11 protein-coding genes are annotated in these 18,695 nt (G+C 37.5%); 9 read left to right on the top strand and 2 right to left on the bottom strand.

Annotated elements, in window-relative coordinates; all coding sequences use genetic code 11:
• Positions 1 to 11: 11 nt before the first annotated feature.
• The 4 genes from JL102_RS17140 (at position 12) to JL102_RS17125 (ending at position 6,158) form a co-directional block, all read left to right on the top strand.
• Complete coding sequence (locus tag JL102_RS17140; protein WP_202245662.1) at positions 12 to 1,328, top strand: TolC family protein; 1,317 nt, start codon at positions 12 to 14, stop codon at positions 1,326 to 1,328.
• A 31-nt stretch (positions 1,329 to 1,359) separates the two neighbouring features.
• Positions 1,360 to 2,508, top strand: a complete 1,149-nt coding sequence (locus tag JL102_RS17135) for an efflux RND transporter periplasmic adaptor subunit (protein WP_202245661.1) — start codon at positions 1,360 to 1,362, stop codon at positions 2,506 to 2,508.
• Positions 2,509 to 2,530: 22 nt separating this feature from the next.
• Positions 2,531 to 5,713 (top strand): efflux RND transporter permease subunit, encoded by a 3,183-nt coding sequence (locus tag JL102_RS17130; protein ID WP_202245660.1) that lies wholly within the window; start codon positions 2,531 to 2,533, stop codon positions 5,711 to 5,713.
• Positions 5,714 to 5,912: 199 nt separating this feature from the next.
• Positions 5,913 to 6,158, top strand: a complete 246-nt coding sequence (locus JL102_RS17125; RefSeq protein ID WP_202245659.1) for an acyl carrier protein — start codon at positions 5,913 to 5,915, stop codon at positions 6,156 to 6,158.
• Between the two features lie 150 nt (positions 6,159 to 6,308).
• On the opposite strand, the gene JL102_RS17120 is transcribed toward JL102_RS17125, so the two are convergent.
• Positions 6,309 to 6,692, bottom strand: coding sequence for an acyl-CoA thioesterase (locus tag JL102_RS17120; RefSeq protein WP_202245658.1), 384 nt, complete (start codon positions 6,690 to 6,692; stop codon positions 6,309 to 6,311).
• Between the two features lie 7 nt (positions 6,693 to 6,699).
• A complete protein-coding gene (locus JL102_RS17115; RefSeq protein ID WP_202245657.1) occupies positions 6,700 to 9,213 on the bottom strand; it encodes a M14 family metallopeptidase in 2,514 nt (837 codons plus the stop codon).
• A 360-nt stretch (positions 9,214 to 9,573) separates the two neighbouring features.
• Here JL102_RS17115 and JL102_RS17110 point away from each other — a divergent pair, with 360 nt between their 5' ends.
• The 5 genes from JL102_RS17110 to JL102_RS17090 all read left to right on the top strand — a co-directional run bounded on the left by JL102_RS17110 (position 9,574) and on the right by JL102_RS17090 (position 18,627).
• Entirely contained in the window at positions 9,574 to 10,452 is an 879-nt protein-coding gene (locus JL102_RS17110) for a patatin-like phospholipase family protein (protein ID WP_202245656.1), read from the top strand.
• Positions 10,418 to 10,987: a class I SAM-dependent methyltransferase gene (locus JL102_RS17105; RefSeq protein WP_202245655.1), complete on the top strand. Its 570-nt coding sequence runs from the start codon at positions 10,418 to 10,420 to the stop codon at positions 10,985 to 10,987. The genes JL102_RS17110 and JL102_RS17105 overlap by 35 nt, the downstream gene beginning before the upstream one ends.
• Positions 10,988 to 11,049: 62 nt before the next feature.
• On the top strand, positions 11,050 to 11,577 hold the full coding sequence (locus JL102_RS17100; RefSeq protein ID WP_202245654.1) for an RDD family protein: 528 nt from the start codon (positions 11,050 to 11,052) through the stop codon (positions 11,575 to 11,577).
• A gap of 11 nt (positions 11,578 to 11,588) precedes the next feature.
• Entirely contained in the window at positions 11,589 to 11,855 is a 267-nt protein-coding gene (locus JL102_RS17095; protein ID WP_202245653.1) for a hypothetical protein, read from the top strand.
• Positions 11,856 to 12,018: 163 nt separating this feature from the next.
• A complete protein-coding gene (locus JL102_RS17090) occupies positions 12,019 to 18,627 on the top strand; it encodes an alpha-2-macroglobulin family protein (protein WP_202245652.1) in 6,609 nt (2,202 codons plus the stop codon).
• Positions 18,628 to 18,695: the final 68 nt, after the last annotated feature.

The raw sequence follows: 18,695 nt of genomic DNA, 5'->3' as shown, positions 1-18,695 counted from the left end.
TTAATTTTAACATGAGAATAATCTATTGCCTTGCTGCATTTATGATTTTATTTCATACTGCAAGGGGACAATCCGACGATATTGCGTCAGGTCAATCAATTACACTCAAACAGTGTATCGATTATGCCATGGAGCATCAGCCTGCTCTACGCCAATCATTAGTTGACCAAGAAATCGCACAAAAGGATATTGGTATTAAACTTTCAGAGTGGATGCCTCAAATATCTTTAAACGCCAATGTACAGAAAAACATTAAAATTCAGACAAGTGTAATAAATGGTGAAGCTATACCTCTGGGTACTAACTATAACTCTACGCTAGGTGCTTCTGTAAATCAAGTGATTTTCAGTAACAGCGTTTTGTTAGCAGGCAAAACAGCTTCTGATTATAGGCTGCAGGCTGAACAGAATACCACTGATACAAAAATCAACTTGGTAGTGAACGTGAGCAAGGCCTATTATCTTGTATTAACATCTCAGCAACAGATAGGGGTGTATGATCAGACTATAGAGCGATTAGAAAAGAACTTAAAAGATGCTACCAGCCAGTATAATGCTGGTGTAGCAGATAAGATAGATTACAAAAGAGCTCAAATTTCTTTGAACAATGCCATTGCCGAGCGAAAAGGAGCTTTAGAGAGCTACAAAGTTCAAAAGGCCATGTTGAAACAACTTATGGGTTATCCGTTGGATTCTGATATTTCTTTAGCTGATGATGTAGCTTCTATGGAAAATGAAGTAACAACAGATACACTACAGTCATTAAACTATACTTCAAGAATAGAGTATCAGTTATTACAAACACAAATGCAGCTGGCTGAGGCTAATGTGAGCTATTATAAGCAAGGATACATACCTACTTTGTCGGCTTTCTTTAACTATAACTTCATGTATTTGAATAATGAGTTTTCTGAACTCTATAATAGAGACTTCCCTAATTCAGCTGTAGGGCTAACCCTTTCACTACCTATTTTTGAAGGTACAAGAAAGATTAGAAACATTCAGAAGTCTAAACTTCAGTTACAAAGGCTAGAAATTCAAGAAGAAGGCTTACAACAGCAGATTAACTCTGAGTATGTACAAGCATTAGGAACTTATAAGAGTAATCTTGAACAACTACAAGCTTCTAAAGAGAATTATGAAATAGCTGAAGATGTGTATAACACAGTTAAGCTCCAGTATAGAGAGGGGATTAAAGCATATCTCGAAGTAATAGTGGCAGAATCTGACTTAAGAACGTCTCAGTTAAATTACTTAAATGCCTTGCTAAATGTGCTTTCTAGCAAGCTTGATGTAGAAAAAGCAGCTGGTGAAATCAACATATATTAAAAACATTAACAGACAAATAGAAAAGATCAAAATGAATAAATTCTTTAACCTTATAGCGGCAGCAAGCATTTTGGCTATCTCTTGTGGAAAACCAGAGCAGCAAGGTCAACAACAGAGAGCTGTTCCTGTAAAAACAGTGAAGACAACTAAGAGCCCTACCGTATTTTTTGATAAATACCCAGGAACAGTAGTAGCTCTTCAGAAAGTAGATATTAATAGTGAAGTAAGCGGATACCTAAGAGATATTTCTTTTAGCGAAGGGTCAATTGTTAAAAAAGGCCAAAAACTATATACTATAGATCAAAGCAAGTATTTATCAGCAAGAAATCAGGCTAAAGCCAATTTTATGAGTGCACAGGCTACTATGCAGCAGGCTCAAAAAGACGCTGATAGATATGAAGCACTGGGAGAGCAAGATGCGATCGCTAAGCAGCAGGTGGATAGGTCACTTACTGATCTTGAAAATGCAAAACAGCAGGTAGCTGCAGCTAAAGCCGCTTTAGAAACCGCTCAAACTAATCTTAATTATTCTACTATAGAAGCGCCTTTTACAGGTATGATTGGTATTTCTCAAGTACGTTTAGGCGCCTTTGTATCTGCAGGACAAACATTATTAAATACCATATCATCTTATGATCCTATGGGTGTTGATTTTGAGATTAATGAAACTGAGATTAGAAGATACTTAGATCTTGAAAAGTCAGAGACAATACTAAAAGACTCTGTTATTTTTCTTACCCTGCCAGATAACTCTAAATATAAGTATCCTGGTAAAGTATCTATTATTGACAGAGGAGTTAACTCTCAAACAGGTACCACTACTATAAGAATATCTTTTGCTAATCCTGATCAAGTGCTGAGAGATGGAATGAGTGCTGTGGTTCACGTTAAAAATCAGAGCTCAGGAAATAATATTATAATACCTCATAAAGCAGTAGTAGAGCAGATGGGTGAGTACTTTGTGTATACTGTAGAAGAAGGAAAAGCGAAGCAAATAAAGATTCAAACAGGAAAAACTATTGGTAGCGATATAGTAATCAATGACGGACTAAAAGAGGGTCAGGAAATTATTGTAGAAGGAATTCAAAGTTTGAGACAAGGTATGCCTGTACAAACCGGTAATGCTCAGCAAGCTGGAAAAGCACCTTCTCAAAAACCAGCAAAAGAGACTGCTAAGTAAAATTTTTTAAGACAAAGCATTTATGATAGCGAATACATTTATAAACCGGCCTATTACGGCCATTGTATCCTCCATAGTAATTGTGCTCGTCGGTGTTTTGGCCATTATGAATTTACCTATTGGTCAATATCCGGATATCACACCTCCTGTGGTACAGGTGTCAGGTACATATACAGGTGCTGATGCACAAACAGTGGAACAAACAGTAGTTACACCTATCGAAACTCAGATAAACGGTGTACCTGGCATGAAATATTTGAGTTCAACCAGTTCTAATGATGGTTCATTTTCCATTAACGTTACTTTTGAACTGGGAACTAACGTAGATATTGCCGCACTTGACGTGCAAAACAGATTGAGTATAGCCACGCCTATGCTTCCATCAGAAGTACAGCGTACAGGTATTATAGTTAGGAAGAGAAATCCTACTATATTAATGGTGCAAACTTTATACTCACCTAACGGAACCCACGATTCCGAATTTCTTGATAACTATAGTAACATCTATATTAAAGATGCTCTTTCAAGGGTTGATGGTGTAGGTGATGTATATTCTGTAGGATCAGATTTTGGTATGCGTATTTGGTTAAAGCCAGATAAGTTAGCTCAGCTTAACCTAAGTACTTCAGATATTACTGCTGCTATTCAGGAGCAAAACGTTCAGGTAGCAGCTGGGGCTGTTGGAGCTTCTCCACAGTCTAACCAACAAACCTTTGAATTGACAGTATTTGTTAATGGTCGTTTAAAAACGCCAGAGCAGTTTGGTGATATAATCATTAAAACTAATCCGCAAGATGGTTCCTTAGTATACTTGAGAGATGTGGCCAGAATAGAACTGGGTTCATTTTCTTATGGTGGTAACAGATATGTGAATGGTAACAAAGCAGGCTTTTTACTTATTTATCAAGCACCAGGAAGTAACGCACTGAGTACGGCAGAAGGAATATTTAAAAAGATGGAAGAGTTGAAGGAAACTTTTCCTGCTGACGTAGATTATGTTATACCATTTGAATCTGTATCAGTGGTTGATATTTCAATAGAAGAAGTATTACACACACTGGTAGAGGCTTTGATTTTGGTAACCATAGTTGTTTTCTTGTTCTTGCAGAACTGGAGAGCTACAGTAATTCCAATGTTAGCTGTGCCTGTATCTATTATTGGTACATTCTTATTCTTTATACCACTAGGTTTTACTATTAATACATTAACCTTATTTGGTTTTGTGTTGGCTATTGGTATTGTGGTGGATGATGCCATTGTGGTGGTAGAGGCCGTGCAGCACTATATGGATGAATTGAAAATAGATGCTAAAGAGGCCACCAAGAGAGCTATGGCAGATATTTCTGCTCCAGTAGTAGCCATTGCCCTGGTATTGGCTGCGGTATTCGTGCCAGTAGGTTTTATTCCTGGTATTACAGGGCAGCTTTATCAGCAGTTTGCTATTACCATTGCTATTTCAGTGCTGCTATCAGCTTTTATAGCATTATCACTTACACCAGCCTTATGTTCTCTTTTCCTTAAGCCTACTGAGGTAACAGAAGAGTCTAAAGGTCTGAATAGAATTTTCTATAAGTTCAATGTTTGGTTTAATAATGTAACCAATAAGTATGGCTCTGGTGTACATAAGAGCATAAAGAAATCTAAGCTGGTAATTATTTTATTGGTTTGTGTTTTTGTGGGTACCTATGCGTTGTTTATGAATAAACCAACAGGTTTCATTCCTCAAGAAGATGAAGGTCGTTTATATATCTCATTTACATTACCCGAAGGAGCTTCTATTAGCAGAACGGAAAATGTACTTGACAAAGTAATGACTGCTCTTGATTCTACACATACCGTGGCTAATTATGCAGCTATAAGTGGGCTGAATGCTGTGAGTTTTGCAAGGAAATCTAATAGTGGTACTCTTTTCGTTTCTCTTGCCCCATGGAAAGACAGAACAGAAGATGATGAGCAGATAGATGCTATTGTAGCTGATCTAACCGCAAAATTTAGCGCTATTAAGGAAGCTCAGGTTCTTGTGATTAAGCCGCCAGCCGTACCAGGTCTTGGTAACACCGGTGGTTTCAGTTTCATTATGGAACAGCAGGGAAGTAATGATAACGTAAATCAGTTTGCCGGAAATGCTATGAAATTTATGATGGCAGCTAACCAAAGACCTGAAATAGGAATGGCATATACCTTCTTTAATGCTAATACCCCAGGTATAAGCATGGATGTAGATAAGAAGAAGGCAAAGAAAATGGGGGTTAGTTTAACTGAAATTTATAGCACATTACAAACTTACCTTGGAAGTAGGTATGTAAATGATTTTACGCTTTATAATAGAAACTTTAGGGTTGTAGCTCAGGCCGATAGCTCTTATAGAGGGGAACAGGAAGATTTAGATAAATATTATGTTCGAAATCAAAGAGGAGAGATGTTGCCTTTATCTACTTTCATATCAAGAAAGCCAGTAGAATCTGCTGCCGTTATTAACCACTATAACTTGTATAGATCGGCAGAATTTAATGGTAACCCAGCTCCAGGCTATAGTAGTGGACAGGCCATACAGGCTTTGAGAGAAGTGGCAGCAGAGACCTTACCTGCAGGATATAATTATGAATTCAGTGGGTTGAGCTTAGAAGAGATACAATCAGGAGATAGCACTATTTACATATTTGCACTTTCTATTGTGTTCGTATTCTTATTCTTGGCAGCCCTTTATGAGAGCTGGTCGGTGCCATTCTCAGTGTTATTATCAGTGCCCGTGGGAGCTCTTGGTGCTATCTTAGCGCTTACGTTTCTGCCTTATTTGACCAATAATATTTATGCACAAATCGGTTTGATTACGCTTATTGGTTTGGCGGCGAAAAATGCTATTCTTATTGTGGAATTTGCTAAGGAAAGGGTTGAAGCAGGTATGGATATAGTTGAAGGAACTCTGGAAGCCGTGAAACTGAGGCTTAGACCTATCGTGATGACTTCATTAGCCTTTATTTTAGGTGTTTTACCATTGGCATTTTCTAGTGGAGCGGGAGCAGTATCTCGTAATACTATTGGATGGACAGTGGCTGGAGGTATGATCGCGGCCACCGTATTAGGTATTTTTGTGGTACCCGTATTATATGTGGTAATTACTAAGTTAGCGTATGGTAAAAAAGGACTGGCCAAGTTAAAGGAAGGTCATAACCCTGATGATTACCATAAAAACCACCTTCACTAAAAACAAGATATAGAATATTGAAAATGCAGCTCTCAGTTTACTTTGATCTATAGTTTTAAGAGAACTATTATCCAATACATAGTACTTAGAGCTGCAAATTTCGAACCCCTTTCTATTATGTCTGTAAGGTATATTATAGAGGAAACGAATCAAGAAAATTCGATATTAGCGAATATAGCAACGATAAAGCAAGGAAGATATGAGCGCAACAAAAGCGAATTATTTGGATGAAGTTAAAAATATTTTAACTGATGTTGGTATAGAATCAACTTCCATTACTGAAGATTCAAACTTGGCAAGAGATTTGGGATTAGATTCTTTAGATCTTACGGACCTGATGATGAGGCTGGAAGTTAAATTTGGTATTCAGGTAAATGACCTTGATGCCCAGCAATTAGCTACGGTGGAAGATGTAGTTAATTATTTAGACAAGAATTTAGGCTGAAATGCTTGATTACATATATCCCTAGAACGCCAAAGTGAATAACTTTGGCGTTTTTTTTGTTCAAAAATGACATTTCTTTATTTAAAGATTAAAGGCTAATGAATGGAGTAAAATCCCAAAAAAAGACTGATTTTAATAATTGCTAATTGGTCATTTAAACCACGTATACATTTCTTCACTTATTCGTTTGGGGCGATGACTTTTAGAATCTAATGCGCACCATAAAGTTCTGGCTTTTATAATGTCTTTGCCTTCCTGATTTTTGATGCTAACAAAACGAGGTAGTTTTAAACCTTCTGCCTCTTCCACCCATGTAGTGGCGTTAAGTACGTCACCTGCAAAAGCAGGAGATAAATAATCTATTTCATGCCTGATTACTATCCATAATGTACCCTTAATCATTTCTTCATTAGCTACATTTTTCCAGTGTGCTTCTGCGGTATCTTGTACGTACTGCACATAAACCACATTGTTAACATGGCCCATGTGATCTATATGTTCTTCTTTTACTCTTATGTGATGTGTGTATGGCATATGACTATTAATCTACTACAAAAACGGCATTAGAGAAAAGTAGTTTTCCGTTTTCCCAAAAAGAGCGAAATAGAGGATCATCCACCATATATATAATATTGCCTCTGCCTATGCTCTGAATACCAAATACCAAGCTGTTCTCAAGTTTTTCAGCAGCTTTATAACCAGCAAAGCCACTCACTGGAGCCGCAGCATCTTTTAATATACCTACATTGCTACCATCTTTTAAGTAAGCATATTTATCATTACTGGTTTTTAGGCTATAGTAAGTAGGATCATAGCCATAAGCAAGTGGATTGGTGTTGTCCATACTTACTTTATATATAGCACCAAAAATTTCATCACTTAGGCGCTGTCTTTCTCTTAAATCATAAGGCTTTAGTTGCTCTTCCGTAGTAGGTTCAGCTTCCATGGCTTTTTTCTCTTGATCAGAATTGAATTGTTTAAGGCCAAAGTCTTTCTTTTCATTGAAAGAGTTAAGCGCACTGCCCATCGCTATCAGCTTACCTCCTGATTTTATCCATGTTTTTAATTCTTCCATTGCTTTATCATTTAAAAAACCATAGTTCCCGGAAGGCATTATTATTACATCATAATCTGATAAGTCAGTATATGAAAAATATTGAGTTCCTATGTTTGTTACAGGATAATGAATTTGTTGCTCAAAGAAATGCCATACTTCTCCGAAGTTTAAAGAAGAGGTATGCTCTCCGGTTATCACTGCTACTTTTGGAGCTTTTAACCTTGAAATTTGCCCGGAACCAAGATCGACACCATTTTCAGAAAAACCGGTGGTAAGCTTAATTAATTCTCTTCCATATTCATCAGCTAAGGATGTAACTATATCTTCAAAATTACCACTGATATTTTCATTATTTCTTCTGGTGATAACTACTGCGCCGGGGGCAAAACTATGACCTTGTATTTTTAGTGTTTTATGACTTACCCTTACGTTAATTTCTTGTTGTAAAGCTGCACTTAAGAACTTCACATCTTCTATACTTTGGTAGGCTAATACATAAGCATATGCTTTTTCTTCAGACTTAGACTGGGTCATCGGAGCTTCTTTAAAATTGTATCCTGATGAAATGGGCAATTTTTCTGTAAGAGCATAAGCTTCCACCCCGTAGGCGAAAGGAATAGACCAGGCAGTAATATCATAAGTAAGTGTATCAGAAAGCTTGGTGTTAGGCTCAAAAAGAGCTGTTAATAAGCGTGATTGTGATTGGAATGAGCTAATTATTAAGTCTTTATCAGATATATTGAAACTGCTCTCAGAATTTTTAGTATAGCTGTATCCTTTGTAATTGCCACTTTTGGCCACCGTTCCATATTCTATATGATGGTTTTCTAAAAATAGGGTGAGCGCTTTTAACTTATCCATATTTTCGGTGTGGATAACATAGCTTTTATATTTGGCAGATGGATTTGTTCGATTGTTTTTAAAGTAATTTCCAAATTCTGCCACCAGCTTAGAAGCATTTTCCGAGCTAATTTCTACAGTAGATAAGCCTGTAGTAAAATGATGCTCAATACGATCCTTTAAAGTAAGCGTATCACCATATTCTGTAATAATCCCTAAGCCTGCATAGCCATGACCTGCTTGCTCATAAGTCATGCCTATCGCTCCATTGTAAGTAGGATATGTATCTCCATAGCTGGGGTATAGTAAGTCAAAAAGTTCTCGAGTGAAATATAACCAGCCTTGCGCATCAAAGTATTTAGCATGATTCTTTCCTATCATAGTTTGAAACTCACGCTGCCATGGAGTAATAATTTCATGAAATGGTTCTGCTGCAGGGGCAAAATAATAAGGACTATTAATAAACTGTTCATGGTAATCTACATGTACGTGAGGCATCCACTGATGGTATATTTTAGATCTTTGCTGTGATTCTATTTGTGTTTGCCAGGCCCAATCACGGTTAAGGTCAAAAAGATAGTGATTTGGCCTGCCTCCTGGCCAAGGCTCATGATGTTCGATAGCATCACCGGAAGGGTTAAAATGAGTATTAGCATATTGATTATAGAAATTTACATAGCGATCCCTGCCATCTGGATTTACGCAAGGATCAATGATCACCACGGTGTTTTTTAACCAAGATTGAGCCTTTTCGTCAGTTAATAATGTATAAATAGTTTTCATGGATGCTTCCGTAGAAGATGCTTCATTTCCATGAATATTATAACTGAGCCAAACTATGGTAATGTCATCTTGAGATCTATTGCTGCCACTTATGCGGTTGAGATTATTTTGACGAATTTCTTCGAGCTTGTCCATATTTTCTGGAGAAGAGATTATAGCAATGGTTAAAGGTCGGTGCTCATAGGTTTCTCCATATATTTTGAGATTCACATTGGGAAGTGTTTCATTCAGATATTCGTAATAATCTACTACCTGGTGGTGTCTGGTAAACCTTTCTCCAAAGGTGTATCCCAGAAATTCGTCAGGAGACTGAATGCTCTGACCGTGAGTCATGATACTTACAATGAGCAAGCAAACGATTAAGGTATTTTTCATATAGGAGTGTTTAATTCATTAAATTATTTAAAAACTCATCCGCGACCAACCAATTTGATGTGATTCAATAATTAATTTTTATAAACACAATAGATTAGATCTCTATGAAATATAAATAAGTAGGATATTTTTATGGTATTCATAAACAATTATCTGATATTTACCCATCAGGTTTATAACGCGATAATTTCTACTGCCTGTTTGAATATTCTGAACATATTGTGGTATTTGACTTATTTTTTAAACTAAAACGTTCAGTAAAGTTCACTTTTATTCAATAGATACATTTTTTTATTAATCATTCGTATGTGTTATCTTATTGAATAATAATTTTTACGATAATTATCTAAATCAGTACCAATGAGTAAGTCTGTAGCTTTAGTCCTTTCTAGTGGAGGTGCACGTGGGGTAGCACACATAGGTGTTATAGAAGCTTTGCTTGAGTCTGGATATGAAATTACATCTATATCAGGGAGTAGTATGGGTGCCGTAGTAGGTGCCGTTTATGCAGCAGGAAAGCTCAAAGAATACAAGGAATGGGTCTGTAATTTTGATAAGGTTGATGTGTTCAAGCTTATGGATTTTACGCTGAGCACTCAAGGTTTTGTGAGGGGTGATCGCGTATTTAATGAAATGAAGAAGTTCATACCAGATTGCAATATTGAAGACCTGAGTATACCCTTTGCGGCTGTGGCTACAGACATTGTTAATAGGAGAGAGGTGGTTTTTACTTCCGGTAGTGTTTTTGGTGCACTCAGAGCATCGGCTGCCATACCATCAGTAATGAAGCCTGCTGTTATTAATGACATAGAACTGGTAGATGGGGGTGTGCTTAATCCTATTCCTATAAATTATGTAGACAGAAGAGATGATGATATATTGGTAGTCTCCGATGTAAATGCGGCAATACCATGCTCCGTAAAGAATAGACAATTAGATCAGAAAGGCCGTTTTTCTCCTTTGGTTGAAAAGTGGAACAGTTTCTTCCCTAAAGTAACCAACAAGCAGAAAAGGCTAAGTTATTTTGATTTAATAGCTAAATCAGTAGACTTAATGCAGGATAGAATTTCAGAGTATATACTTGCGCAAACAAAACCAGAAATAGTGGTTCGGATCTCGCGAGAAACCTGTGGTACGTTTGAGTTTTATAGGAGCAGTGAACTTATAGATTGTGGTAAAGAAGAATTTTTTAAATCATTAGAGCATGCACTACAAGGAGTTGAATCAGACGCTGGGTAACGTAGATATTTACCTGCTTGATCAGATATTAAAAGGACGATTTGAGAATAAAAATCGAATTTTAGATGCGGGTTGCGGAGAGGGGCGTAATCTTACCTATTTCAATAATAATGGGCATGACATTTACGGTATCGATACTGATCCCATGGCCATTAAAATGCTACAAATGATGTTTAAGGTAATTCCAAAAGATCATTTTCTGGCGGGTAACTTAGAAGCATTGCCGTGGAAAGATCAATTTTTTGATGCTATTATTTGTAGTGCCGTGCTACATTTTGCTAAAGATAAGGCTTCTTTTAAAAAAATGATGCTAGAGCTGACCAGGGTACTTAGGCCCAGAGGAGTACTTTTCATTAGGATGGCTTCTACTATTGGTCTTCCTTTTCCGAAAGATCCTAATTTCAGCTTTCTCATTAGTAAGGAAGATATCTATGAAGTGGAAAAAGAGATGGGCTTGGTAAATGTAGAGTCTATAAAATCTGTAATAGTTGAGGATAAACGATCTATGTTGGTTTGGGTATTAGAAAAATCCTAATTTTTGATGATTCCAAAATTATTTATAGATTAAAATCGAAATCATAACCTTATTTTTTTAACATGGATATAAACACTTTAGATTCAACTTCGCACGATGAAGCACCAAGGCATATTGATTATGCAGGTTTTTGGCTCAGGTTTGTTGCCATTCTTATTGATGGCATAGTGATTTGGGTAGTAATGTCATTCATCATCACGCCTATTCTTAGTTTACTGGGTGCAGGATACCTTGAGTCATTACAAAACATCAATCCTTCTGATTATTCCGAAGATCAAATGTTTGATCTGGTTACCACTATTTGGGGTGGAATGATATACTCAATATTGATATCTCAGGGAATATACATTTTATACTTTGCTTTGATGGAATCTAGCAATAATCAAGGCACTTTAGGAAAAATGGCGTTGGGCATCATAGTTACCGATGAAAGCGGTGAAAAGCTCAATTTTGGTAAAGCTTTGGTAAGAAACCTATGTAAAATATTATCTTCCCTAATTATGTATATAGGCTATATTATCGCTGCTTTTACAGATAAGAAGCAGGCTCTGCATGATATTATTGCAAATACGTTGGTGGTGAAAAAATAAATATTAATATAATGGAAAATACACTTGATTCTGTGAGAAGTGAGGCAAATGTGCCCGTAATGACGGTAAAAGACTGGTTACTTACCTTTTTGGTAATGATTGTTCCTTTGGTGAATATTGTTATGCTTTTTGTTTGGGCTTTTGGTGATAATGCGAACAAGAACAAAGCTAACTGGGCTAAAGCAAGTCTTTTAATGTGGGTTATTGTTGTGGGAATATATATAATATTCTTTGCCATTTTTGGCGCTGCCCTTTTCATGGGTAACTCTGGTTATTAATGACCATTAACTCATTATAAAAGCTGTCTCCTTTTTGGGGACAGCTTTTTTTATGCGCTATATGTTTTTTTAATGATGTATTTATGGAATCATCGAACTCCATGCATCTCTACTATAGTGACTTTGTAAGTACACTGTAGTTATTAATTAATAAAATACCTCTATGATAAAATTGCTATTTACCTGCTGCACATTACTGCTTTTATTGGGCCCCGGTGCTGTGTCAGACTCTGAGCCAGATAACTATTTAGAATTATGGAAAGAAGTTTACGGCTACGAGCTAGATGGACTACCTAAATCTGCCAATGCAGTGGTGGAGAAGATTTATGTCCAAGCAAAAAAGGATAACAATGAGGAACAGTTAATTAAAGCTCTGATCTATCAATCTAAATTTAGCTTGGAGCTTGAAGAAAATGCTCAGTTAAAAATCTTCAGTCGATTTAAAAGAGAAATAAATACTGCACAAGGTGTCAGCAAAAATGTTTTGGAAAGCTTGTTGGCCAATATGCTACATCAATATTTTAATGGCAATCGCTGGCGAATTTATAGAAGAACAGAAACAACAGATAAAGTAGATAGCATTGATTTTCGTACCTGGGATCTTCACACTTTGTTGAAAGAAATAAGTACTCATTATGAAAATTCGCTCCGTAACTCTTCTCTTTTAGAAAAGACTTCTATAGATAAATTTAAAGAATTAATAAAAGAGAGTCCTCAGTCATATCAATATAGCCCCACCTTATATGATTTTTTGGCGCACCAGGCAATTGAATTTTATACTACAGGAGAATCTACTATTACTAGCCCGGCCTACAAATTTTATATTGATGACAGTGCTTATCTTGATATAGCCCTAGTGAAACTAGAATCTCCAGACTCCCTTTCTCTTGAGTTTCAGGCTCTTCAAACCTATCAGCACCTTGTAAATTTTCATAAGGCTGATGAAAATCCCGCTGCTTACATTATGATAAGATTAGAAGCCCTTGAATTCATCAATAGACTAGGCATTTATAATAATAAGAATCGGTTACTTCATAATGAGCTTAAAAAATTCTGGCAGGACTATCAGCAATATGAGTCATCTACCTTAATTGCCTATAAGCGAGCGTCTCTTTTTGTAGACTCTGATAAACCTCTAGCTCTTCAAATAGCCGAGTCAGCGATAGAGGAATACCCTAATAGCTATGGCACGGAGCAGTGTAAGGCCCTAGTGAGTCAGATAAAAAGAAAGGAGATGAGGCTTGAGGCTGAGAAATACGTGCCTATATCTTCTCACTCTCTGATGAAAATAGAATATAAGAACCTTGACAGTCTGCACTTTAAGATATATCGTGTTTCTCCAGATCAGTATAAAACATTTTATTCACTATATACAGATTCTGCCCAGCTTGCGAACATCAAGAAATGGACTGATATCAAAGAATGGGGGGTAAGGCTCAAGAATTTTGGAGACTATGAATTACATTCTACTGAGATACTTCTTCCAAAATTGCCTAATGGTCGCTATGTGATATTTTCAAGTGACCAGCCTTTTGTTGATAATAATCAGCTGTATAGTTATCAGGTTATCCAGTTTACAGACATGGCACTAGTGCAGAATCGAGATAATCGAGAGTATAATTACCACATCATAGACAGAACTAATGGTGAGCCGATAAAAAATGCCGAAGTTATTCTAAAGAATAATGGCCGCACTTCCTTTTTTTATAATAAATCATTCACCACTAATTCTCAGGGCGTTTTTAAGTGCAATGGGCCGTCTAACTATAATAATTATGATGCCATAATAACCACCAAAGGTGATACGGCCTACTTCGATAACTATTATATGTCTAAAATACGCTCTGGCAAAAATACCCGTGAGTCGGTTGATGTAAAAGCATTTTTGTTCACTGATAGGTCAATTTACAGGCCCGGGCAAACTGTGTATTTCAAAGGGATACTTGTCAAAAGGCAGGGGAACCGGTCTTCTATAGTTCCAGCGGAGTATGTAGGAGTGACTCTGGAAGATGTTAACGGAGAAGAAGTGGGTATGGTTGAATTGAGATCGAATGAATACGGATCATTTAGTGGAGAGTTTATACTTCCCAGAAGTGGGCTTACAGGCCAATATACTTTGCATGTGGATGAATCTTACGAACATGACAGTCAGCTATATGATGAAATTATGAATGATTTTGAATGGTCAGCACAGAGTATCTCAGTAGAGGAATACAAAAGACCACGTTTTGAAGTAGAGTTTGATGCCGTAAAGCAATCGTACCGGGTAAATGATACTATAAAAGTTTTTGGTGAGGCAGCTGCTTTCGCAGGCAGTAAGGTTACTGAGGCTAAAGTAAGCTACACGATCACTCGTAAAGTGGAGTATCCTCGGTGGTATTATTGGAGCTATGATTACTATTACCCGTCAACATCAGGCCAAGAAATAACCCATGGAGAAACTACTACAGATGGTGCTGGTAAATATGTGATTGACTTTAAGGCCCTTCCTGATGAAACCGTTGATAAGGAGAGTTTGCCGATATTTATTTATGAGGTAAATGCCGAAGTTACCGATGTTAATGGCGAAACCAGGAGTGCTACTACTACTGTGCAAGTGGGGTATCATACCATGGTGGCTCACATGGATATTCCAGATCAATTGAATAGAAATGATATTCCGAAAGAATTTACGGTTTCCACTGAAAATTTGAATAGTCAATTTACTCCTGCTAAGGGAAGTATTGAGATTTACCGTATGGTTGAAGATAATCGAATCACTCGTCCCAGGCCATGGTCTGTACCAGATCATCAGAGGTTTTCTGAAGAGGAGTTCCACAGGCTTTTTCCGCATGAAAAATATTATGATGATACTCTGGAAGAAGGTAAAAAGGAGTTAGTAACTACATTAAACTTTAACACCAGTGAAAGCAAAATAGTAAGTTGGCCAAATATAAAAGATTGGCGGCTGTCAAATTATGAAATGGTGTTAAACACCAAAGACAGCTTTGATAATGAGGTAATAGATAAGAGGCGGTTTAAACTGATTGATCCTGATAGAAAAGTACCTGGCACCAACGACCTTTTTACCATCAGTACAGACAAGAGTACCTATCAACCAGGTGAAGAGGTGAAGTTATCATTAGCCAGTGCAGCTGATGAGGTGTTTGTAACCCTTTTGATAGAAAAAGATTACCAGATAGTAGAGCAAAAAGTGATTAGGCTAAAAAACGAAGTCAAAACCATAAATATACCAATAGAGGAAAAGGATCTCGGCGGTTTTGCCATTCTGTATCATTATGCCTGTTATAATTCATTTGACGCCAATAGCCTCATTATTCCTGTAACAAAAAGCATCCCGAAGTTGGAAATAGAAACTTCGGTTTTCAGAGATAAACTACAGCCCGGGGCTGAAGAAACATGGAAGTTTAAAGTTTTAGGTGAAAACAATGAAAAGTTGTCTGCTGAACTATTAGCCAGTATGTATGATGCTTCCTTGGATCAATTTAAGCCGCATGAATGGAGGTTTAGCCCCTACCACACTAAAACATACTATACTTACAGCAATAGTAGCGCCCGGCAGAGTTTTGGAAGCGAAGGAGCAGTGATTCGAAACCGGAGATCATTATACCCATCCCCTTATACTATTCAAAAGGATGATTTTTATTGGTTTGGGTTTAGTTTTAATAATAATCGATATGCTAATAGTCAGTATTTGAGCTTATTGAAGCGTATAAGGAAGTTTGAGACTAAAGAATCAGTAACGGAAGCTGTTTTTGATAATAATATAAGAGTAAGATATGTAGAAGGCTTGGTTACAAATAGTGCGGGAGATCCTTTGCCTGGAGTAAATATAATTGTTAAGGGAACAAATAGGGGAGCGGTTACGGATATTGATGGTCATTACTCTATAAAAGCGAGTAAAACGGATTTATTGGTCTTTAGATTTATTGGTTTCACTTCCACTGAAGTATCCGTTAAAGATAAAAACAGGATTAATGCAATACTTGGAGAAGATGTAAGCCAGCTCTCTGAAGTGGTGGTGGTTGGGTATGGCATGGAAAACAAAAGATCTAGACTGGGTTTTGCTGTAAGCGCTGTTAGTAATGCCGATGGAATGGTTGAGGTTGCTGATGAAGAAGCAATAGAGGAGGAAATCATTTTCGAAGAAGCTCCACGAGAGGATATTGCAGCTTCACTTCAGGGGAAAGTTGCTGGCGTACAGATCAGAGGAGCATCATCAATAATGAATGAAAATTCTGAAGCACTTTACGTATTGGATGGTAAGGTGGTTAGTAAAGATGAAATTAACCCGAAAGACCTGGCTAGTGCTAAAATGCTTAAAGGTGATGAGGCTACTGCGCTATATGGATCAAGAGCAGCTAATGGTGTTATTATCTTTACCAGCAAGGCAGCTTTAGAAGAGGAACTCTCACAAGTACAAGCACGAACAAATCTTAAGGAAACGGCATTCTTTTTTCCTCAGTTGAGAACGGATGAAAATGGAGAAATAAGTTTTGAGTTTACCGCCCCAGAAGCGCTCACCCGCTGGAAACTGCAACTTTTAGCTCATGATAAGGACCTTCATATTGGTCAGAAAACATTACAGGCTGTAACCCAAAAAGAGTTGATGGTAACGCCTAATGCTCCCCGCTTTTTGCGTGAAAGCGATGAAATCATAATTGCCGCAAAAATAAGCAGCCTATCAGATGAAGCACTACAAGGCTTTGCAGCTTTACAGTTATATGATGCTACCACGGGTGAGTCCATTGATCAAAAATTGGAGTTAGAGGATAAAACCAAAAATTTTGAAATTGAACCCAAAGGCAACACTTCAGTTTCTTGGAGGTTAAGTATACCTGCTGGTTTGCAAGCGGTAGAATATAAGGTAGTGGCTAAGGCAGGTAACTTTTCTGATGGAGAGCAAAGTGTACTGCCGGTTTTAACCAATCGTATGCTGGTAACAGAAACCATGTCTATGGATGTGCATTCGGGAGAATCTAAAACTTTTACGCTTGATAAGCTCAAAAAAAATACTTCTAAAACCTTGACACACCATAAGCTAACTTTAGAGATCACCTCTAATCCTGCCTGGTATGCGGTGCAAGCGCTTCCTTATCTGATGGAATATCCTTATGAATGTGCTGAGCAGACCTTTAGTAGGTTTTATGCCAATAGTTTGGGTTCACATATTGTCAACGCCAATCCTAAAATCGCGAAGGTATTTGATCAATGGAAAGAGGCTGATGCTTTGGTAAGTGCGTTAGAGAAAAATGAAGAGCTTAAGTCTCTGATTATCTCCGAAACACCATGGCTGCGAGATGCTGAGAATGAAACTGAACAGAAAAAGCGTATAGCTTTACTTTTTGATCTCAATCATATGCAAGATCAGCAAACTGCAGTAGTGAATAAGCTCAAGCAAATGCAATTTGAAAATGGTGGTTTCCCTTGGTTTGCAGGCAGTGATAGGGCTAACCGATATATTACCCAGCACATTATAACAGGGATAGCGCATTTGCAAAAGTTGGGTGTGGAAGTGGATGACCTTGATGAGGTAGTGAAAAAGGCAATGCCTTATTTAGAGTCTGAGCTTATTGATGATTATAAAGAACTGATCAAGTATTCTAAAATGAGTAAGGATGCTAAAAAGTATATGGCTGAAAAACATATAACGCCTATTCACATTCAATATTTGTATTTGAGAAGCTTTTATCCTGATCAAAAAGTAAGTTCTCAACTTCAACCGGCGCTCGATTACTATACAGGCCAGGCCAAAGAATTTTGGAAAGATGAAAGGCTTATGCAGCAGGGCATGATTGCGCTTATACATCACAAAAGTGGAGAGGATAAGCTTGCTAATGGTATTTTAAAATCATTAGATGAGTGCAGCATTACCAGCGAGGAAATGGGCATGTATTGGAAGGCTAACGAAAGCAGTTATTTCTGGTATCAGGCACCTATTGAGACGCAGGCATTAATGATTGAAGTCTTTACAGAACTTGGAGGGGAGAACCAACAGAGGAATGTTGATAACCTCAAATTATGGTTATTGAAACACAAGCAAACCAATCAATGGACTTCTACCAAAGCTACAACTGAGGCCGTATACGCACTTTTACTTAAGGGTAGCAGCTGGCTAGATGTAAATGAAACCTTAGAAGTAAAGCTGGGTAAGCAAGCAGTAGACCTTAAAAATGATGATGGCAGCATGCCAGAAGCTGGTACCGGCTATATTAAAAAAGCTTATGATGGTGCTGAAATTACGCCCGCTATGGCTGAGGTAACACTTACTAAAAAGGATAAGGGAGTAGCCTGGGGAGCTTTGTATTGGCAATATTTTGAAAATCTGGATAAGATTACTTCGGCTTCTTCTCCGCTTTCATTGACAAAGAAGGTATTTAAAGTGGTAAATACTGATACCGGAGAAAAATTGGAAGACCTTTCAGCTAACGGATTACAAGTAGGGGACCGCATCAGAGTGCGCATAGAGCTAAAGGTAGATCGTGAAATGGACTTTGTGCATATGAAAGATATGCGAGCCTCCGGTCTGGAACCTATCAATGTGCTTTCAAGCTTTAAATATCAAGATGGACTGGGCTACTATGAAAGCACCCGAGATGCTAGTACCAATTTCTTCTTTGAGCACCTGACCGAAGGCGTATTTGTATTTGAGTATGACCTGAGAGCTAACAATGCGGGAGATTTTAGTAATGGAATTACCTCCATCCAATGTATGTATGCACCGGAGTTTAGCAATCATAGTGAGGGGATAAGGTTGGAGATTGAGCAATAGTATGAGGCTTTATCAAAGGCAATCATTAAATCAGATTCACACAGTCTTCTTTATATCAGTAGAGAATG

Source organism: Fulvivirga sediminis, from assembly GCF_016757215.1.
Taxonomy (GTDB): domain Bacteria; phylum Bacteroidota; class Bacteroidia; order Cytophagales; family Cyclobacteriaceae; genus Fulvivirga; species Fulvivirga sediminis.
This window is presented reverse-complemented; position numbering and strand designations above follow the sequence as displayed.

Bases quoted from the DNA above. Each gene is read 5' to 3' on its own strand.
- JL102_RS17140 (WP_202245662.1), top strand. From the start codon at position 12: ATGAGAATAATCTATTGCCTTGCTGCATTTATGATTTTATTTCATACT.
- JL102_RS17135 (WP_202245661.1), top strand. From the start codon at position 1,360: ATGAATAAATTCTTTAACCTTATAGCGGCAGCAAGCATTTTGGCTATC.
- JL102_RS17130 (WP_202245660.1), top strand. From the start codon at position 2,531: ATGATAGCGAATACATTTATAAACCGGCCTATTACGGCCATTGTATCC.
- JL102_RS17125 (WP_202245659.1), top strand. From the start codon at position 5,913: ATGAGCGCAACAAAAGCGAATTATTTGGATGAAGTTAAAAATATTTTA.
- JL102_RS17120 (WP_202245658.1), bottom strand. From the start codon at position 6,692: ATGCCATACACACATCACATAAGAGTAAAAGAAGAACATATAGATCAC.
- JL102_RS17115 (WP_202245657.1), bottom strand. From the start codon at position 9,213: ATGAAAAATACCTTAATCGTTTGCTTGCTCATTGTAAGTATCATGACT.
- JL102_RS17110 (WP_202245656.1), top strand. From the start codon at position 9,574: ATGAGTAAGTCTGTAGCTTTAGTCCTTTCTAGTGGAGGTGCACGTGGG.
- JL102_RS17105 (WP_202245655.1), top strand. From the start codon at position 10,418: ATGCACTACAAGGAGTTGAATCAGACGCTGGGTAACGTAGATATTTAC.
- JL102_RS17100 (WP_202245654.1), top strand. From the start codon at position 11,050: ATGGATATAAACACTTTAGATTCAACTTCGCACGATGAAGCACCAAGG.
- JL102_RS17095 (WP_202245653.1), top strand. From the start codon at position 11,589: ATGGAAAATACACTTGATTCTGTGAGAAGTGAGGCAAATGTGCCCGTA.
- JL102_RS17090 (WP_202245652.1), top strand. From the start codon at position 12,019: ATGATAAAATTGCTATTTACCTGCTGCACATTACTGCTTTTATTGGGC.